General features: G+C 55.3%; 15 protein-coding genes. 7 read left to right on the forward strand and 8 right to left on the reverse strand.

Going from position 1 to position 17118, the window contains the following annotated elements:
• Window positions 1–54 precede the first annotated feature (54 nt).
• The gene (locus tag FIV00_RS12400; RefSeq protein ID WP_173005967.1) at window positions 55–750 is read right to left on the reverse strand and encodes a GntR family transcriptional regulator; all 696 of its coding nucleotides are present in this window, start codon (window positions 748–750) and stop codon (window positions 55–57) included.
• A gap of 165 nt (window positions 751–915) precedes the next feature.
• On the opposite strand from FIV00_RS12400, the gene FIV00_RS12405 reads away from it, so the two are divergent.
• A complete protein-coding gene (locus FIV00_RS12405) occupies window positions 916–1635 on the forward strand; it encodes an SDR family NAD(P)-dependent oxidoreductase (RefSeq protein ID WP_247649380.1) in 720 nt (239 codons plus the stop codon).
• Between the two features lie 77 nt (window positions 1636–1712).
• Here FIV00_RS12405 and FIV00_RS12410 read toward each other — a convergent pair whose 3' ends face one another.
• A complete protein-coding gene (locus FIV00_RS12410) occupies window positions 1713–2651 on the reverse strand; it encodes a LysR family transcriptional regulator (RefSeq protein WP_173005969.1) in 939 nt (312 codons plus the stop codon).
• A 216-nt stretch (window positions 2652–2867) separates the two neighbouring features.
• On the opposite strand from FIV00_RS12410, the gene FIV00_RS12415 reads away from it, so the two are divergent.
• The 6 genes from FIV00_RS12415 (at window position 2868) to FIV00_RS12440 (ending at window position 10143) form a co-directional block, all read left to right on the forward strand.
• Window positions 2868–4466 carry an ABC transporter substrate-binding protein gene (locus FIV00_RS12415; RefSeq protein WP_173005970.1) on the forward strand — a complete coding sequence of 533 codons (1599 nt, stop codon included), beginning with the start codon at window positions 2868–2870 and terminating at the stop codon, window positions 4464–4466.
• A gap of 242 nt (window positions 4467–4708) precedes the next feature.
• Window positions 4709–5770 (forward strand): ABC transporter permease, encoded by a 1062-nt coding sequence (locus FIV00_RS12420; RefSeq protein ID WP_152501036.1) that lies wholly within the window; start codon window positions 4709–4711, stop codon window positions 5768–5770.
• A complete protein-coding gene (locus FIV00_RS12425) occupies window positions 5770–6696 on the forward strand; it encodes an ABC transporter permease (RefSeq protein WP_152501037.1) in 927 nt (308 codons plus the stop codon). Before FIV00_RS12420 ends, FIV00_RS12425 begins: the two co-directional genes overlap by 1 nt.
• Before the next feature lie 2 nt (window positions 6697–6698).
• Window positions 6699–7598 carry an ABC transporter ATP-binding protein gene (locus FIV00_RS12430; protein WP_152501038.1) on the forward strand — a complete coding sequence of 300 codons (900 nt, stop codon included), beginning with the start codon at window positions 6699–6701 and terminating at the stop codon, window positions 7596–7598.
• Window positions 7595–8371, forward strand: a complete 777-nt coding sequence (locus FIV00_RS12435; RefSeq protein ID WP_152501039.1) for an ABC transporter ATP-binding protein — start codon at window positions 7595–7597, stop codon at window positions 8369–8371. Before FIV00_RS12430 ends, FIV00_RS12435 begins: the two co-directional genes overlap by 4 nt.
• A gap of 299 nt (window positions 8372–8670) precedes the next feature.
• Window positions 8671–10143 (forward strand): hypothetical protein, encoded by a 1473-nt coding sequence (locus tag FIV00_RS12440; protein WP_152501040.1) that lies wholly within the window; start codon window positions 8671–8673, stop codon window positions 10141–10143.
• Between the two features lie 202 nt (window positions 10144–10345).
• Here FIV00_RS12440 and FIV00_RS12445 read toward each other — a convergent pair whose 3' ends face one another.
• From FIV00_RS12445 to FIV00_RS12470, 6 genes are all read right to left on the reverse strand, one after another.
• On the reverse strand, window positions 10346–11344 hold the full coding sequence (locus tag FIV00_RS12445; RefSeq protein ID WP_152501041.1) for an aldo/keto reductase: 999 nt from the start codon (window positions 11342–11344) through the stop codon (window positions 10346–10348).
• A gap of 282 nt (window positions 11345–11626) precedes the next feature.
• Entirely contained in the window at window positions 11627–12937 is a 1311-nt protein-coding gene (locus FIV00_RS12450; RefSeq protein WP_152501042.1) for a TRAP transporter large permease, read from the reverse strand.
• Window positions 12938–12941: 4 nt separating this feature from the next.
• Window positions 12942–13475 carry a TRAP transporter small permease gene (locus tag FIV00_RS12455; protein ID WP_152501043.1) on the reverse strand — a complete coding sequence of 178 codons (534 nt, stop codon included), beginning with the start codon at window positions 13473–13475 and terminating at the stop codon, window positions 12942–12944.
• 139 nt (window positions 13476–13614) lie between these two features.
• A complete protein-coding gene (locus tag FIV00_RS12460) occupies window positions 13615–14595 on the reverse strand; it encodes a TRAP transporter substrate-binding protein (protein WP_152501044.1) in 981 nt (326 codons plus the stop codon).
• Between the two features lie 50 nt (window positions 14596–14645).
• On the reverse strand, window positions 14646–15890 hold the full coding sequence (locus FIV00_RS12465; protein WP_152501045.1) for an FAD-binding oxidoreductase: 1245 nt from the start codon (window positions 15888–15890) through the stop codon (window positions 14646–14648).
• A complete protein-coding gene (locus FIV00_RS12470) occupies window positions 15887–17014 on the reverse strand; it encodes an enolase C-terminal domain-like protein (protein WP_152501046.1) in 1128 nt (375 codons plus the stop codon). The genes FIV00_RS12465 and FIV00_RS12470 overlap by 4 nt, the downstream gene beginning before the upstream one ends.
• Between the last annotated feature and the right edge of the window lie 104 nt (window positions 17015–17118).

The raw sequence follows: 17118 nt of genomic DNA on the forward strand, positions 1-17118 counted from the left end.
AATTGCAGGCTTGGCCAGTTGACTTGAGTGCAACGTCTGCTGGCCTCGCTTCGCTCAGGCTTCATCCGCCAATCGGGCGTCTGAGATCACATGAAGAGCTGCTTTGGTGATGTGGCCACGCAAGAGGTTCTGGCCGGTCTTTGTGTCCCCGGACAAAACAGCGTCTTTCAGTTCGTTATGCTCATTCGCGCTTTTTTCAACCCAGCGACGTCTCGACACTTCGCTGCGATCATTGGCATGTGCCATCAACCTGTAGCGACGGCTTTGATCATATTGCACAGAGATCAGCTCAATCAGTTTCGGTGACCCACAATTGCCAGCGATGGCCATGTGAAAGGTCTTGTTGCGTTCATCCCACTCCAGAGCCGCATTCATGGGATCGGTCGGCATTTGTCGCTCAACTTCAGACAAAGCGTAGTGGGTGGCAACGACTTCAGAGCGCCAGTCCACGGTCGACCGCTTTATGGCCCACTCCAGCGCCAAGACTTCGAGTTCGGCCCTGACCCGGATACTGTCCTGGAGCTCGTCTCGCGAAGGATTCAGAACGCGAAAGCCCTTGGATTCTTCGAAGCTTACATATCCCTCACCAACGAGAAGAGACAATGCTTCGCGGACTGATGGATGCGACACTGAGTAGGTGCGCTTCAGCCCTTCAATGTTCAGTTTTACGCCAGGCTGTATTACCCCGAGAGAGATGTCGAGACGTAACTGATTGGACAGGGCAGCGATGACTGAGCCTTGTTTTTGCACTTTCACTTACCTCCCACATCCAACCAATCAAACTGTATCGTCAGCCTAGGATACGGGTTTGGCCATTGCAACAATTCAATAATATGCGATATGTAATCATAATATGATTTATATGCAGGCAAATTTGCGGTGGGCAGGAGTGGTTCAAACTGATGCATGATCGGGATGCCTAGTTTCAGACCTTTAAGATCCATTGTGACCGGCGGTTCCGGTGCGCTCGGCAGTGCTATTGTGCGATCCTTGTGTGAACGAGGCGACCAAGTCGTTTGTCTGGACCAACACGCTCCGGCCACATGTATGGCTGAGTTCGTCAAGGTCGATGTTACCCAAAGGCCATCGGTTGATCGCGCGATCAGACACGCTGTCGAGCACATGGGCGGTTTGGATGTCCTGGTCCATGCCGCTGGTATGATCAGGGCGGCAAGGTTCAGTGATCTCACTGAAGAAGATTTCGAATGCCACCTCAACACCAATCTGCTCGGTGCGTTTCGAGTGGCGCAACAGGCCAGCATCCACATGATGGAAAACGGCGGGAGGATCGTCTTCATTACGTCAATCCATGGACAGATCGGCGTGACGGGGCGAAGCGCCTATGCCGCTTCGAAGGGCGCGGTTGCATCATTGGCGCGCGTGATGGCCGCAGAACTTGCCAAACATCGTATTCGCGTCAACGTATTGGCACCAGGCGCTGTGGATGGCGGCATGATGCCCGATCCGAAGTCACGTGATGGTTGGATTGCCGCAACACCCAGTGACAGGGTCGCGTATCTGGAAGAAGTCGCGGCTGTTGCCGCAATGCTTGCCTCCGATGAGGCAAGCTTCGTCAATGGTCAAGTTCTTGCCGTTGATGGCGGCGCCAGCACTGTGCGTTCAATTGGAAGATAGCTGGGCAATAGCTCGAGCGAAGTGTGCCGAACAACAACAATAGTCCATTAGTGAAATCTGAGTGGACTGTGCCTGTGTCAGCTCAACCGGTAATTTTCAAGATGGCCGGTACAGGGATTTGATTTCAAATGCGACCAGATTTTCTGCACGAGCGGAGAGGGTGCGTCGCGTTTCTTGAAGACCCAAATTTCCAGGTTGGTGTCGTATCGACCTTCCCCTGCCAATGCCAGCCTCCCTGCCTGAACGTCTTCATAAGCGCTGCAGGCAGGCAGCCAAAGCATCTTCTGGTCGAGGTGGGCAAGCCGTTTCATGAACTCGCACGTGCCGCTTTGCGAGGTGCACACGAAGTCCGGATCCTGCGCGGTCATCGATGAAAACAGAAGGTCTTCGACTTTGGAGAAGTAACCGGTTTGGCCGTAGCCAATATATTCAAGACCGGTGCTTGGCGGCTTGTCGACGTCGAAGGCGGGACGTCCCTTTGCATCAACGGCAGTACAAAGATGCATAGTGTCATCGCCAAGTTTGATTGAATCGAATTCCTGATGCTCAAAAAATGCCGGGACCTCTGGCTTAAAATAGAGCACCAGCAGATCCATCTTTCGATCACCGAGCAATTCCACCATTTCATAGAAATCGTAGCTGTCTATTGAAACGGAAAACGAACCACAGCCCTGCTTGATTTGATGAAGCCACTCCGGCACGAAGCTGAGCGCCAGCGACGTTGAGGCCGCAAGGCGAATGTCCGGTGTTGTCGCGGAATTTCGTCTTTGGAATTCAACGCGGTTGAGTTCCAGTTCCCGCAGTACATTTTGTGCCGAAGCGTGAAAGATTTCACCTTCTGGGGTGAGCGAAACAGGGTAGCTGCTTCGGTCGAAAAGTTCCGTGCCAAGCCAGGTTTCGAGGGCTTTGATCCGTCTGCTGAAGGCGGATTGGGTGATGTTGCGCTCGTCGGCTGCTTGGGAGAAGTTTCCGCGTTTGCTCAGAACCAGAAAGTCGGCCAGCCAATTGGTGTCCACCTCGTTTTTCCTTCTGAGACACTGCCGAATAAATAAGCAGTACGTGAAACTATGCAAAATTTGCATAACAAGGCTGTTGGTTGAATTCAAGCAATCGATATAAGCTTTTGCTTCAGGTGCGGATAACTTGCTCATTCAACGAAGCGACACCGCACACGATCCCGCCGGTTTATACCGGCTCCGACCCATTCGAATTGTTCCAGAGGGGGAATGATCGTGAAATTTACAGCTCCATTGAAAGGCCTGTCACTTGCCGCAATCCTGGCGACTTCAGTTGCCTTTCCGGCAATTGCAGAAACACCAGCAGACACGTTTGTGATTGCCCGCAACACCGCAGATGCGATTACGCTTGATCCCGCCGAATGCTTTGAATTCACCGGCAGCCGGATTGTCGCAAACATCTATGAGCGACTGTTTCTGTTCGAGCCGGATGACCTGACAAAACTTGTTGGCGGCATCGCAGAATCCTATGAATTTTCCGAAGACGGCAAGAAAATCACCGTCAAGCTGCGCCCGGGCCTGACGTTCCATTCGGGCAACCCTGTCACCGCGGCTGATGTTGCCTATTCGCTGAGCCGGGCCGTGAAGCTGGACAAGACGCCGGCCTTCATCATCAAACAGATCGGTTGGACTGCAGACAATGTCGACGAGGCAGTCGTTGCCGTCGATGATGGTACCGTTGAGATCAACATTCTCGCTGAATTGTCACCCGCGCTCGTGCTGAACCTGTTGTCCTCCAGCGTCGCTTCCATTGTCGACATGAAAGAGGTCCAGAAACACGAAGTCGACGGTGACATGGGCTATGCATGGCTGAAAGACAATTCCGCTGGGTCCGGTCCTTTCATGTTGAAGAACTGGAAAGCCAACGAAGTCGTCATGCTGGAAGCCTTTGACGACTATCGGCAGGGCAAACCTGCGATGAACCGCGTCGTCATTCGCCACGTGGCGGAGCCTTCCGCGCAACGCCTCCTGCTTGAAAAGGGTGACGTTGACGCAGCGATGGAATTGACAGCTGACCAGCTCAAGGGACTTGCCGGCAATGACGATGTTTCTGCCGAGAGCTACCCCAAGGGTTATCTGATGTATCTGGCGTCCAACATGGAGCATCCGGTTCTGTCGAAACCGGAAGTTCGTGAGGCGCTGAAATACATGGTCGATTATGACGGCATGGTCGGTTCGTTCCTCGATGGACAGTACAAGATCCATCAGAACTTCTGGCCGTCAGGCATGTGGGCTGCGGCCACGGACACGCCGTACAGCCAGAACATGGACAAGGCAAAGGCGCTGATTGCAGATGCTGGTCTTGATGCCGATACCAAGATCACCATCGATACGCTGAACAAATCACCGTTCACGGAAGTCGCCCAAAGTGTTCAGGCAAGCCTGAAGGAACTCGGCATCGACTCGGAAATCATCTTGTCCGACGGTGCAACGCTCTGGCCGAAATACCGTGCACGCAAACATGAGTTGATCGTTGCGCGCTGGGGCCCGGATTACTCTGATCCGCATTCCAATGCCGATGCATTTGCTCACAACCCGAACAACGACTTCGAAGCCAAGCTGACCGGCAAGCTGACATGGCGAAACGCCTGGCCTGCTGAAGGTTTGACCGAATTGACCGATCAGGCGGCGGCCGAATCCGATCCGGCCAAGCGCGAAGCCACCTATGCCAAACTGCAGAAGATGGTTCAGGAGGATTCTCCGTTCACCATCATGTTCCAGGCTATCGGCACATTTGGCCAGCGTGCAAATGTCAAAGGCTTCGTCAATGGCGTGACCTCTGATCAGGCGTACTACAAAACAGTGACCAAGTAAGATCTGGTCTGATGGTTCCGTGCATCTGACAAAAGATGTGCGGACCATCGACGGTATGAGATGCGCGCTCCCGCGTTTTTTGCAGCATGGGAGCGCGATTTTACTTGTTCAAGGATCGGCCGACTTGCTTGTCACTCCACCATCTATTCGTCTTCATTTCAAACCCGTGCAGCCAAGACGCACCGTGCCGGGAAACACCGGGCGACAGGGGCTCTGGACCCAGTTTCAAAAGGCGCTTTTGAATGACTGACAGCGCCGCGACCCCGCGCCCTGCGGTGGATTTCAAACCCTATCTGAATGTCGCCCGAAAAATCGGCGGCGGTATTCTCATGTTGGCCCTGACTTTCATCGGGCTGACCGCCGTCACCTTCGTCATAGGGCGTATCATGCCCAATGACCCTGTTGTCGCCATTGTCGGAGACAGAGCGTCGAAGGAAGTCTATGACGCGATGTTCCTGCAGCTCGGCCTCGACAAGCCGATCTGGCAGCAATACCTGATATTCCTGGGTGACATCCTGCGCGGCGATTTCGGCAACTCGGTGATGACAGGACAGCCTGTTCTGGAAGACATCAAGCGGTTTTTCCCCGCGACGCTGGAACTGGCCACGATTGCAACGGTTGTCGGCGTGATTATCGGCATACCTGCCGGTGTTTTTGCCGCTGTGCGCCAAGGCACGCTCATCGACCACTGCGTTCGGGTCATAGGTCTTCTAGGCCACTCCATCCCGATTTTCTGGCTCGGCATGGTCGCGTTGTTGGTCTTTTATGCCAAGCTGGACTGGGTGGCCGGTCCTGGCCGTATTGATTTCTTCTATGACGGTATCGTCGATCCGGTGACAGGTGTCATCATGATCGACGCAGCGATTGCCGGGGAATGGGATGTGTTTCAAAATGCACTGTCCCACGTCATCCTGCCGGCTTCTATGCTGGCAATCTATTCACTGGCCTATATTGCCCGCATGACGCGGTCTTTCATGCTGGATCAGCTCAATCAGGAATATGTTCTGACAGCGCGCGTGAAGGGGCTCGGCGAGGGGACGGTGATCTGGTACCACGCCTTCCGGAACGTGATGGTTCAGCTGATCACCATCATCGGACTGACCTATGCCAGCCTTCTCGAAGGTTCCGTTCTGACGGAGACCGTATTTGCCTGGCCTGGTATTGGTCAATACATCACCAATTCGCTGTTCAATGCAGACATGAACGCCGTGATAGGCGGGACGCTCGTCGTCGGTATTTCCTTCGTTTTCATTAACATGCTGTCTGACATGCTTTATCGCATTGTCGATCCGAGGGCGAAGTAATGTCGGAGCACACGCAAACCTCAAGTTCCGTTGTGTCCTGGTTGCTGGCAGACTCGCCGGACAATGCTTTCCAGGCCCGTTGTCAGCGCGCCTATATCAGTTGGCTCTCTTTCAAATCCAACCCGATCGCGATGCTTGGCTTCTTCATCGTGCTCTTTCTCTGTCTCGTCGCGCTTTTCGCACCACTGCTGACATCCGGTGACGGAACGACGCAGGAGCTTTCCAATCGCCTTGCGCCGCCGAGCGCCGAGCATTGGTTTGGTACCGACGAACTCGGACGCGATATCTACGACAGGATTGTCTGGGGCTCGCGGGTGACGCTCTACATCATCTTTCTCGTGTCGATCATCGTGATGCCCATCGGCCTTATCATCGGTACGACGGCCGGGTTGTTCGGCGGTGTTGTCGACGCGACTTTGATGCGGATCACCGATATTTTTCTGGCGTTTCCCAGACTGATACTTGCGTTGGCATTTGTCGCCGTTCTTGGCCCCGGACTGGAGAATGCGGTACTTGCCATTGCCTTGACGACCTGGTCGCCTTATGCGCGCCTTGCAAGGGCTGAAACACTGACGCTGCGCAACTCCGAATATATCCTTGCAGCGCAAATCATGGGTGCGTCGCGCATAAGGGTTTTGCTGGCCCATATCATGCCAATGTGCATGTCTTCTACAATCGTGCGTTTGACGCTGGACATGGCCGGGATCATCCTGACCGCCGCAGGGCTCGGCTTTCTGGGTCTCGGTGCGCAGCCGCCGCTTGCCGAATGGGGGGCGATGATCGCCTCTGGCCGCGATTATCTCCTGGATCAATGGTGGGTGCCGACCATTCCCGGCATCGCCATACTTGTTGTCTCGCTCGGCTTTAACCTGCTGGGTGATGGTCTGCGCGACGTTCTCGACCCGCGCAGTTCAGGGGGGCACTGACCATGAACGGAAGCTTCAAAAAGGAGCCTTTGCGCGAAGAACCGCTCTTGTCCGTTCGTGACCTTCACGTGCGCTTTTCAACCTCCAAAGGTCTCGTTCACGCTGTTCGCGGTGTCAGCTTCGACCTTGGCCGGGAACGGCTTGGAATTGTTGGCGAGTCCGGATCTGGCAAGTCGCAAACCGGACGGGCGCTGCTGCGCCTGACAGCCGGCAATGGGCGAATTGATGCGGAAAAACTGATGTTCAGCGGCATGGATCTGATGCAGGCGAACGGAAAGACAATGCGAAACATTCGCGGTTCGCGCATTTCCATGATCATGCAGGACCCCAAATATTCACTGAACCCGGTTCTGACCGTTGGTGCGCAGATTGCCGAGTCCTGCCGACGGCATGAAAACATCCCCCGGGCGGAGGCAAAAAAGCGTGCACTTTCAATGCTCGACACGGTTCGCATCCGCGAGCCGGAAAAGGTTTACTCCCTTTATCCGCATCAGGTGTCGGGCGGGATGGGCCAACGCATCATGATTGCGATGATGCTGATAACCAATCCGGACGTGATGATTGCTGACGAACCGACTTCTGCGCTGGACGTGACGGTGCAAATGCAGGTGCTCTCCCTTCTCGACGACATGGTGCGTGAACGCGGCATGGGTCTCGTGCTCATCAGTCACGACTTGCAGCTTGTTTCCAGCTTCTGTGACCGGGTGCTTGTCATGTATGGCGGACGCATCATGGAAACGCTGGACGCCAAGCATCTCGACCAAGCGCAGCATCCCTATACGAGAGGGCTTCTCAATTGCCTGCCGAGGCTCGACGGTCGTCACGACGATCTTCCTGTTCTTGAACGGGACCCGGCCTGGCTCACGCAGCCAAGCGATGCCAGCGGGGTGTTCGAGCAATGATCGAAATCAGCGACTTCAGCATTTCTTTCGGTTCGGGCAAAAATCAGATCCAAGCGGTCAAGAACTTCAATCTTTCGGTCGCGGAGGGGGAGAGCTTTGGTCTGGTCGGTGAATCGGGTTCCGGGAAGTCGACCGTACTCAGAGCCATGGTCGGTATCTATTCCCACTGGACCGGGACCATCAGAATTGACGGGCAGCCTATTGCCCACAAACGAACACCTGCCTCCCGCAAACACATGCAGATGGTGTTCCAGGACCCCTATGGTTCGCTTCATCCACGCAGAACCGTGGACGCCACATTAAGTGAGCCGCTGGTCATCCACGGATTGGACAATCGCGAAGAACGGGTCCTGAAGATCCTCGCCGAAGTCGGCCTTGGCCCGGAATACCGGTTTCGCTACCCCCATCAACTTTCTGGCGGTCAACGGCAGCGCGTCGCCATTGCGCGCGCGCTCATTCTTGAGCCACGAGTCATCCTGCTTGATGAGCCGACGAGTGCGCTGGACGTGTCTGTTCAGGCTGAAATTTTGAACCTTTTATCTGCACTTCGGAAGGCGCATGGCCTGACCTATGTGATGGTCAGCCACGACCTTGCTGTCGTCGGGCACCTCTGCAGCCGGATTGCCGTGATGAACCGCGGCGAGGTTGTGGAGGAGATGAGTGAGGACCAGATGCGCACGGGTAATCTCAAGCATGAGTATACGCGCCAGCTCTGGACCGCATCGCATGGCTACGATCGCAAGGCTTTGGCAGGGTTCAAGGAATTTGCATAGTAAGGGCGGTTGAGACCCGCCCGATGATGTATCGCCACCAGTTCGCAAGGTACCGCTCATCGCTACGAAGTTTCGTAAAGTGCATAGGTCCCGATAGCGCTTTTTCCGGCAACCAGCGGACGAAATCCATTCGCCAGCGGTTATATCAGTTGTAAGATGGTATGCTAGGCGTTTAGCGCGTCGCGGACGACGTGCCAGCTTCGAACGGAAAGATACTCGAAAGACCATTACTATCGGAAAAATGAATTTCTATTCAAAGACATAAACGCAGGTCGTGGGCAAAACGGAGGACTTGTACGATGTCGATAAGTCGGAAGATTGCCATGACGGGCGCATTTGTGTGTTTCGTTATCGGTACCAGTGCTGTCTATGGAGAGGAGCACCAGAGCGGAAGCGATCGGCCTTTGTGTGGTCCGCACCGGGCTACCATACTTGACCTTGCCGATCGCATCATTTCAGACCGCCCACAGGCCAAAAGGTTTTCACAACGGCATTTTGGAACTGCAGCCAGCTATTTGAAGCTGCGCTACGACGACCTGGACTTTGCTTCTGGTCTGGACCTGATGGATCGCGTTCAGGGCGGTACTCAACGCCAGGCTCATGGCCTGAAGGACGTACGGTTAGCCTTTGCGATCTCAAAACTGGGCGTGGTTGAAGGCTTGAAAACGGATGACCGACCAGCTGTCGAGATCTTTGCTGATTTCTCGCCCATCGTTATGCGGCAAATTCTGCTGGCGGATGCTGGCGCAACCTTCCTCGAACTGCTGGCGGCAGTGCGGAGCAGCCCTGACCTGGTCAAAGGCTTTGACGCCCGGTATTTCAATGGACTTGGCATTCACAATTGGGTTGTCGACCAAAGCGATGACTTCAAATTGACATTGGCCCGAAACGCGGAAGCGGCCGGAGAATTGGGTGTTGCTGCCATGGTCCTGGGTTCGCGCCAGGACTTGTCAGCTTATGATGCTTTGCTTGAGCGGCACCAGGAACAAAACCTGGCGAAGATGGCGGGACCGGACAAGCTTTCGATCTATCTTGCTTCGGTTAACAATCAAATTGCTCCGGTTCCTGTTCCCGGAGACGATGAGGAAAGCCGTCAACGCCGTGCGCGCTATCATGAAATACTGCGAGCTTCTTTCCAGATGGGGGGAATGGCGTGGCTGAGCATTCTTTTCAATCAGACAGGGGCCGAGGGCCCGATTGCTGATGCATCGCGTGACTTTCTTGCTGAAATCGAAGCCGGACGTCTGAAGCCAAGAACTGAACTCGATCCTGCCTGGGTCTATCTTTACGGGCGTTTGTCCGAGGAATTGGGCGATGAAAACCTGAACCAGCAGATGACAGGATTTAGCTTGGGAAAAACTGTCCGCCACTATGCGGATACGGCGCAAACCACCTTGAATTGGATGATTGCGCGGCAGGCTATGGTCGCCTATCTGATCGAAACTGATACTGGTCTTCCATCGCGACCTTCAGCATTGCCGCCCGATTTCGATTGGGAGGCATGGACTGCGGCAGCGTCGGCTCTTCGAAGTGACAAAGACGATCTGCCTCTGGGCGTCGATCGAACCATTTTCCTGGAACTGCTGCTTGCTAAGGGAGATGTGACGCAAGCAGTGGAGTTGGCGAACAAGTTTTTGCCACCAACGGATCGGCTCTGGTTCTACCGTGATGTCATGATCCGGCTCGACCATCTTTGTGAAGGGTACACGGTTTTTCCAGGCGCTGAGTTGAGCATGGGCGGCGACATTCTTTACCGCTTTGATGGGAAGTAAGTTTTCGGGTCTGGCTTTGGCGTCCAGTTCGCCAGATCCGCAAACGAGGCCTTTGAGAAGAAGCAAAGGCGAAAGAACTGAAGGACTTTCCGAATATCAGTGCTGGGCTTAACAGGGGCACTGGGCTTCGGCCAACGGCTTGAATCCAAGTGCAACCCTTGAAAACCGGCAATCTGCCGACGTGTCGTTCTACCCGGATGCATCAACAGTAGCGTTCAGGCCCGTTCCACTGGTCAACTGAATACCGGTCACCATGTGCCCAGCCCACAGGCAGAACGGCTTCGATGCGTTCAAGATCCGCATCTGAAAGGACCAGATCTGCTCCGGAGATGCATTCGCGCAAGTGGCTCACCGAGCGGGTGCCCGGAATTGGGATCACATGAGGCCCGCGGCTGAGCAGCCACGCATTGGCCAGCCCTGCAGCGGTCGTACCCATTTCAGCTGCAAGCTTTCGGAAGCCTTCGGTAAGACGCAGGTTCTCGGTCAGGTTCGGTTCCATAAAACGTGGGTTCCCGCCGAGAAAGGGCAAGTTCGCAAGCGCTTCGCGCGAGATCGGATTGTCGGTCAGGAGCGAACGGCCGACAGGCGAGAAGGCCACCATGGCAACACCAAGTTCGGCGCAAGCCTGCACAAGCCCAAGATCGGGGAACCGCGTGGAGAGCGAGTATTCCGATTGGACTGCTGCGACTGGAAAGGCTTTCATGGCGCGGCGCAGTGTCGAAGGCGCGATTTCCGAAAGGCCGATCGCCCGGGTCTTGCCCTTTTCAACCAACCTTCCAAGGTTCGTTGCCGTTTCTTCCGGAGTGAAGCGCGTGTCGCGACGATGCGCGTAAAACAGATCAACGCAGTCGACCCCGAGCCGTTGCAACGACTTGTCAAGTTCAGCTTCAAGGTGCTCTGCGGAATTGTCGAAGACGCGATTGCCGTCTGGATCTCTGGTTATTGTGGCCTTTGTCGCGATGACAAACTCGTCCCGCGCTGAGGGATTGGCCTTCAGGTAGGTTCCGATTGCGTTTTCCGATTTCCCCATGCCGTAAATATTTGCCGTATCCAAATGCGTAACACCCAACTCGCGACATGCATCCAGCACAGCATGGCTCTCGGCCTCGTTGGTTGGTCCATACATGTCGGAAAAGGACATGGCGCCATAGCCAATCGCGCCGACCTCAGGACCGTCGGCACCCAGTTTGCGTTTTTGCATATGTCCCTCTGAGTGTTGGGGAAGTTGGAGAGTTCTTTCGGAATTCATTGTTTTAGTGCCCAAAGGCGTTGAAGTCCAAGGGCAGAGTTTTTTCAGTGAAGCCGCCGATCACGCAATAAGCTGTTGGGAACATGCTGACGCCAGCGAACTAGGGCTCCCAAAGAGATGGTTTGCCAGGTTCCTCCATCAGGAAATCAACGGCTAGCGACTATCGTCAAAAGCAAAGGCCACCTGCTGATGCGGGTGGCCTTTCTCTTTAGCCAGCACTTGGCGCAATCGGGATCAGCCAGGCCCCTGACGGATGTTTGCTGGAAGCCAGGTGGCAATTTCCGGGAAGGCGATCAAAACGAAGACCATCAGGACCATGATCAGGAACATCGGGATACTGGCCCGGGCGATGAAACCCATCTCGTGATGTGTCATGCCCTGAAGGACGAACAGATTGAACCCGATCGGCGGTGTGATCTGAGCCATTTCGACCACCACGACAATGAAAATACCGAACCAGATCAGATCAATCCCGGCCTGGCGGACCATGGTCTCGACCACGGCCATGGTCAGCACCACTGAGGAAATGCCATCGAGGAACATTCCCAGGATGATGTAGAAGACCAGAAGCGCCATCAAAAGTTCGAACCGGGACAGTTCCATTTGTGCGATCAGGTCGGCCAGGCCGCGCGGCAAGCCCGTGAAACCCATGGACAGTGACAGGAAGGCGGCACCGGCCAGGATCAGGGCGATCATCGCCGATGTTCTGGTTGCCCCCATCAGGCTTTCGGCAAAGGTCTTCCAGCTCAGCGACCCTTGGCTGGCGGCCAGGAGCAGGCTGCCGATAACGCCGAAGGCCGCTGCCTCTGTCGCTGTGGCAAAGCCCAGGTACATGGACCCGATCACCAGAAGTATGAGCAGGATGACCGGGATCAGAAAGCGGGAATTCTGAATTCTTTTCGCAAAACTCATCTTGGGTTCCGGTGCCGGATCCCAGTTTTTCGACACCTTCGACATGATCGCCACGTAAGCCATGAACATGGAGGCGAGCACGAGACCCGGCAAAATGCCTGCAAAGAAGAGTTTTGAGATGGATTCGTTGATCGTTACGCCGTAGACGATCAGTGTCAGCGAGGGTGGGATCATCAGCCCCAGCGTAGCTGCACCGGCAAGCGTGCCAATCACCATGTTCTCGGGATAATTGCGTTTTCTGAGTTCGGGGATCGACATCTTGCCGACAGTCGTCAACGTGGCTGCGCTGGACCCCGATACCGCGGCAAAGACAGTGCAACCGACAATGTTGGTGTGCACAAGGCCACCGGGCAGTCCTGCCATCCAGGGGCTCAAGCCACGGAACATGTCTTCAGATAGCCGCGTTCGGTAAAGGATTTCACCCATCCAGATAAAGAGCGGCAAGGCGGTCAGCGTCCAGCTTGAGGACGAAGACCAGATCGTGGTCAGCATCACGTCACCCACGGGGCGGGTGGTGAAGAGCTCCATGCCGACCCAGGCAACGCCCATAAGCGCCAGACCGATCCAGACACCGCTGCCCAGAAGCAGGAGAAGTACGAAGATAAACAGGATGATGATCGAGAAGTCTTCCATGGCCTTACTCCCCGAAACTCTGGTCGACCAGATCGCGCTTGATCCGGTGTTTGCCGTCAAACAGCAGATGAATGAGATGATCGGTCAGGGCTATCGCCATGATAATTGCACCGGCCAGCATGAAGGATTGCGGGATCCATAGGGGAGTGCGGTCCTGACCCTGGCTGATGTCGTTGATCATGATGGAGAAATTGACGAACCGCCAACCGAACCAGACGAAATACCACATCACCAGCGCGCCGATTGCGAAGCACCACACGTCGATCCATCGCGCAACAGTCGGCGGAACCGCGTTCAAGAGGATCGAGACGCGGATATGGCTGCCGCGGTTGAGAGCGTTTGCGAAAGCCAGGAAAGAGGCTGCCGCCATGAAGTAACCTGCATATTCCGGAATGCCCGGCGCCACTTCGCCAATCCAGCGGGCAAGCATCTGCAGGACGATCAGGACGAGGATCGCAATAAGGCATAAGGCGGCGAGCACGCCGGATGCTAGATAGAGAAAGTCGAGACCGGTCCGAAGTTTCCTGAGCGCTGTCATAACGTCCCCAATAGGTTCTTTTCATAACCTTCCACGAACACCCGCCAAGACCCCGGCAGGTGCCCGGGCTCTCAGAGGTTGTCCGAAGAGGCATTTTCAGGAACAGCGGACGGCCAGTCGGGCCGTCCGCTAGGTGGCGTTACTGCATCGATTTGAAGGATTCGACGATGGCTGCGCCGTCATCTCCGGCAGCTTCCAGCCATTCGTTGGTCATGGTGACACCGATGTCCTTCAATTCGCCAACCATTTGGTCAGAAGCCGGTCCAACCGTCATGCCGCCGTCGCGCAAGCCTTGCAACGTGAAACCGGTATACTCTTTCGAACGCCAGTTGCCCGCATATTCGGCCATTTGTGCACAAGCGCGGATGACATTCTTGTTCTGATCCGAAACACCGTCCCAAACCCCTGAATTGACCATCACGTAGTTGCGTGGCAACCAGGCATCCACTTCATAGAAATAGTTCAGGGATTCCCATACCTTACGGTCATAACCTGTGGAACCGGATGAGACCATGGAATCCGCAACGCCAGTAGCGAATGCCTGACTGATTTCAGCTGCCTCGATCGTGACCGGCAACATGCCTGTCAATTCGGCAAGCCGTGATGTCGCGTTGTTGTAGCTGCGGAACTTGATGCCTTTCATATCTGCGACCGAGTTGACTTCGTTCTTGAAGTAAAGGCCCTGCGGTGGCCACGGCACGGCATAGAGAAGCGTCAGGTTCTGGTCGGCCAGAACTTTTTCAATGGTTGGCTTTGCAGCTTTCCAGAGCTTTTCGCTGTCGTCGAACGAGGTGGCGAGGAACGGGATTGAATCAAAGCCGAATAGAGCGTTTTCGTTCTGGTGGCCGGAAAGCAGACGTTCGCCGATCGGAACCTGACCGGTCTGGATCGCGCGCTTGATCTGCGCGCCGGGGAATAGTGACCCGGACGGGTGCGTCACAATTTCGATTTCACCACCGGTGCCGGTAGTCACGCATTTGGCAAATTCAGCGCCGGTTGCGGAGTGGAAGTTGCTTGCCGAATATGCCATCGGCATATCCCATTTTTCTGCAGCCAACGCCGGCAGTGTGCTTGCAGCGACCAATGCTGTCGTCGTGAGTACCTTTGTCAATAATTTCATTTTAGTGCTCCCTTCTGGTTGGGTTTGCAGCCGGTTCCTGCTTGCTGTGCTTATTGTTGGAACCGTGCAGCGGAAAATGGCGAAAGATCGAGATTTGTTTTTTTTGCCGAGATCATTTGCGCCAAAAGACGGCCGGTTTTTGGTCCTCCTGTCAAACCGATATGATGATGTCCGAAGCCGAGCCAGGCACCTTTGACACCTGGTACGGGGCCGATTGCCGGAATGGAATCCGAAGGGGCAGGGCGATGCCCCATCCATTCCACCTCCCTTTTCCATGTAAGACCAGGCATTGCCGCACGGATATTGCGTTTCAACAATTCGATGGGCGCTTTGGAAGGTGATGCTTCCAGGCCGCCGAATTCGACAACACCTGCCAATCTGATCCGCCCCTCCATGGGCGTGATGACGAACTTGCCGCTGGCGACCATCACAGGTGAGCGCGGCATGAAATTAGGCTCCCAAAGTTCCAGATGGTATCCGCGTTCGCTTTCCAGGGGAACATTGAGACCAAGTTGATCTGCCAATGGTTTCGACCAGGCTCCGGTCGCAATCAGAATGTCGTCCGCTTCGATCGGCCCACTGCTTGTCTCCAGCGAAGGCGGACCGTCTCCATTCCGGTTGATCCGGTGCACCTCCGCCTGAATGAATTCTGCGCCGTTGGCGACCGCGTGAGCTGCAAGAGCCTTGACGTATCTGCCGGGATCCGTGATGCGGCCATGATTTGTGAGCTTGGCAGCAAACTCTATGTCGGGCGAATAGCCACTGTCATAGTCAGCAAGGGCGGGACCCTCCAGCTCTTCCCACTCAAAGCCACAGTCGGCCCTGATTGACCAGCCGAAAGCATCTTCTTCATAGTGCGCTCGGTCCCGGTAGAGAAAGAGGTAGTCCGCGGGCACGATAAAGTGCTCCGCGCCGGTTCCGGCTGCGAGAGCCTGATGTTCGGCGAGGCTATCGCCGACGATCTCGCCCACCGCCTTGGCGATCCGTTTCACATCCCGTTCGTTGGCATGGGACAGGTATTTGGTCAGCCATGGCAGGAGCTTTGGCAGATATGCCCATTTCAGGAACAGCGGCATATCGGGCGAAAACAGCATTCGCGGTGCTTTGCGCAGCAAGCCCGGGACTGTAACCGGCACCATTGAACAGGAGGCGAGTACACCCCCATTGCCGTGGCTGGCTCCTTCTCCGGGAGCTGCCTTGTCGATCAGGATGACTTTGTGTCCCTCACGCTGCATCCAGATCGCGGTTGAAACGCCAACAATTCCGGCACCTACAATGGCGATTGTTTTGGTCATGCAGCCACCTTGGTCACGGCAGCGTGGTTCAGGCGGTCGATGTCCGGTTTTATGCCAAGGCCCGGATCATTCGGTACGATGACCTGCCCATCCTTAACCGGGAATGGCGTTTCGAGGATGTCCTGCTTCAGAAAATACCGAGCCTGGTAGAATTCGCAGCCAAGCGTGATTTCCGGTGTCGCGGCAATCATGTGTGTACCGGCAAGGTGAGCCAGTCCAGCCTCGAACATGTCGCCGCCATAGGCTGACAGCCCATTGGCTGCCGCCATTTTTGCTACTTCCTGTGCCCGGGACAAACTTCCGGCCTTCATCGCCTTAATTGAGACGCCATCACAAATGCCTTCCTGGATGGCCCGCGTCATGTCTTCGGGGCCAAAGACGGATTCGTCCGCCAAAAGCGGCACTTTCAGCATCTCGCGCAGCCGCGCCATCATCGCAAATTGAGTGTGACGCACCGGCTGTTCGATGAAGTCCGGCTCAAATTCGGCAATATCTGCGACACGGGAGGGAGCTTCATCGATCGACAGGCCTTGATTGAAATCGACCCTGACACTCAGTGTCGGGTAGTCCTTGGCAAGGGCGTTGAGCCGCATGGTGTCAAAGGCATGATCCTTAAAGCCGGCCTTCAGTTTCACGATGCCGACACCGTCTTCCACCAATCGGTCCAACAGGCGCCGGTCGTTGTCGAAGTCCGGGTCAGCGATTGAAACCGACAAAGGAATCGTGTCGCGGCACTTGCCGCCCAATAGTGCCCAGGCCGGGGTGTTGAGAATTTGTCCTGTCAGGTCAAGCAAGGCTGTATCAACAGCCGTTTTTGCTTCTGTTGCGTGCGCGACGGCGCGTGCGGCATCGCCCATAATTGCGGCCCGGTCGCCAATTCTTCTTCCCACGACCAGCGGACGTATATATCGGTCGAGTGCTGCAAAGCTTGCTTCGGGTGAGCCGGTGAAGACCGACCAGGGGGATGCTTCGCCCCAGCCAACGTGCCCCCCTTCGCTCGTGAGGGATACGACAATGATCTCACAGGCACCTTCCACCGTTCCGATCCCATGGTCGCGGCGCGACAGGACTGGAAGCGACAGATGCCAAAGCTTCATCGCCGTGATCTTCTGATCAAGATCCATCAAGTTCCCCTTCGATAGCGACAGTGACGCCTGATAATCATCATTTCAAATACAAAGACTTTGATGCTCCATCATTTTTTGTGATACATGAGCGCAAAAGGATG

This window comes from Labrenzia sp. THAF82 (genome assembly GCF_009363435.1).
Classification (GTDB): Bacteria; Pseudomonadota; Alphaproteobacteria; order Rhizobiales; family Stappiaceae; genus Roseibium; species Roseibium porphyridii.

Bases quoted from the DNA above. Each gene is read 5' to 3' on its own strand.
- FIV00_RS12420 (WP_152501036.1), top strand. From the start codon at position 4,709: ATGACTGACAGCGCCGCGACCCCGCGCCCTGCGGTGGATTTCAAACCC.
- FIV00_RS12405 (WP_247649380.1), top strand. From the start codon at position 916: ATGCCTAGTTTCAGACCTTTAAGATCCATTGTGACCGGCGGTTCCGGT.
- FIV00_RS12435 (WP_152501039.1), top strand. From the start codon at position 7,595: ATGATCGAAATCAGCGACTTCAGCATTTCTTTCGGTTCGGGCAAAAAT.
- FIV00_RS12470 (WP_152501046.1), bottom strand. From the start codon at position 17,014: ATGGATCTTGATCAGAAGATCACGGCGATGAAGCTTTGGCATCTGTCG.
- FIV00_RS12465 (WP_152501045.1), bottom strand. From the start codon at position 15,890: ATGACCAAAACAATCGCCATTGTAGGTGCCGGAATTGTTGGCGTTTCA.
- FIV00_RS12425 (WP_152501037.1), top strand. From the start codon at position 5,770: ATGTCGGAGCACACGCAAACCTCAAGTTCCGTTGTGTCCTGGTTGCTG.
- FIV00_RS12440 (WP_152501040.1), top strand. From the start codon at position 8,671: ATGTCGATAAGTCGGAAGATTGCCATGACGGGCGCATTTGTGTGTTTC.
- FIV00_RS12460 (WP_152501044.1), bottom strand. From the start codon at position 14,595: ATGAAATTATTGACAAAGGTACTCACGACGACAGCATTGGTCGCTGCA.
- FIV00_RS12445 (WP_152501041.1), bottom strand. From the start codon at position 11,344: ATGCAAAAACGCAAACTGGGTGCCGACGGTCCTGAGGTCGGCGCGATT.
- FIV00_RS12450 (WP_152501042.1), bottom strand. From the start codon at position 12,937: ATGGAAGACTTCTCGATCATCATCCTGTTTATCTTCGTACTTCTCCTG.
- FIV00_RS12430 (WP_152501038.1), top strand. From the start codon at position 6,699: ATGAACGGAAGCTTCAAAAAGGAGCCTTTGCGCGAAGAACCGCTCTTG.
- FIV00_RS12455 (WP_152501043.1), bottom strand. From the start codon at position 13,475: ATGACAGCGCTCAGGAAACTTCGGACCGGTCTCGACTTTCTCTATCTA.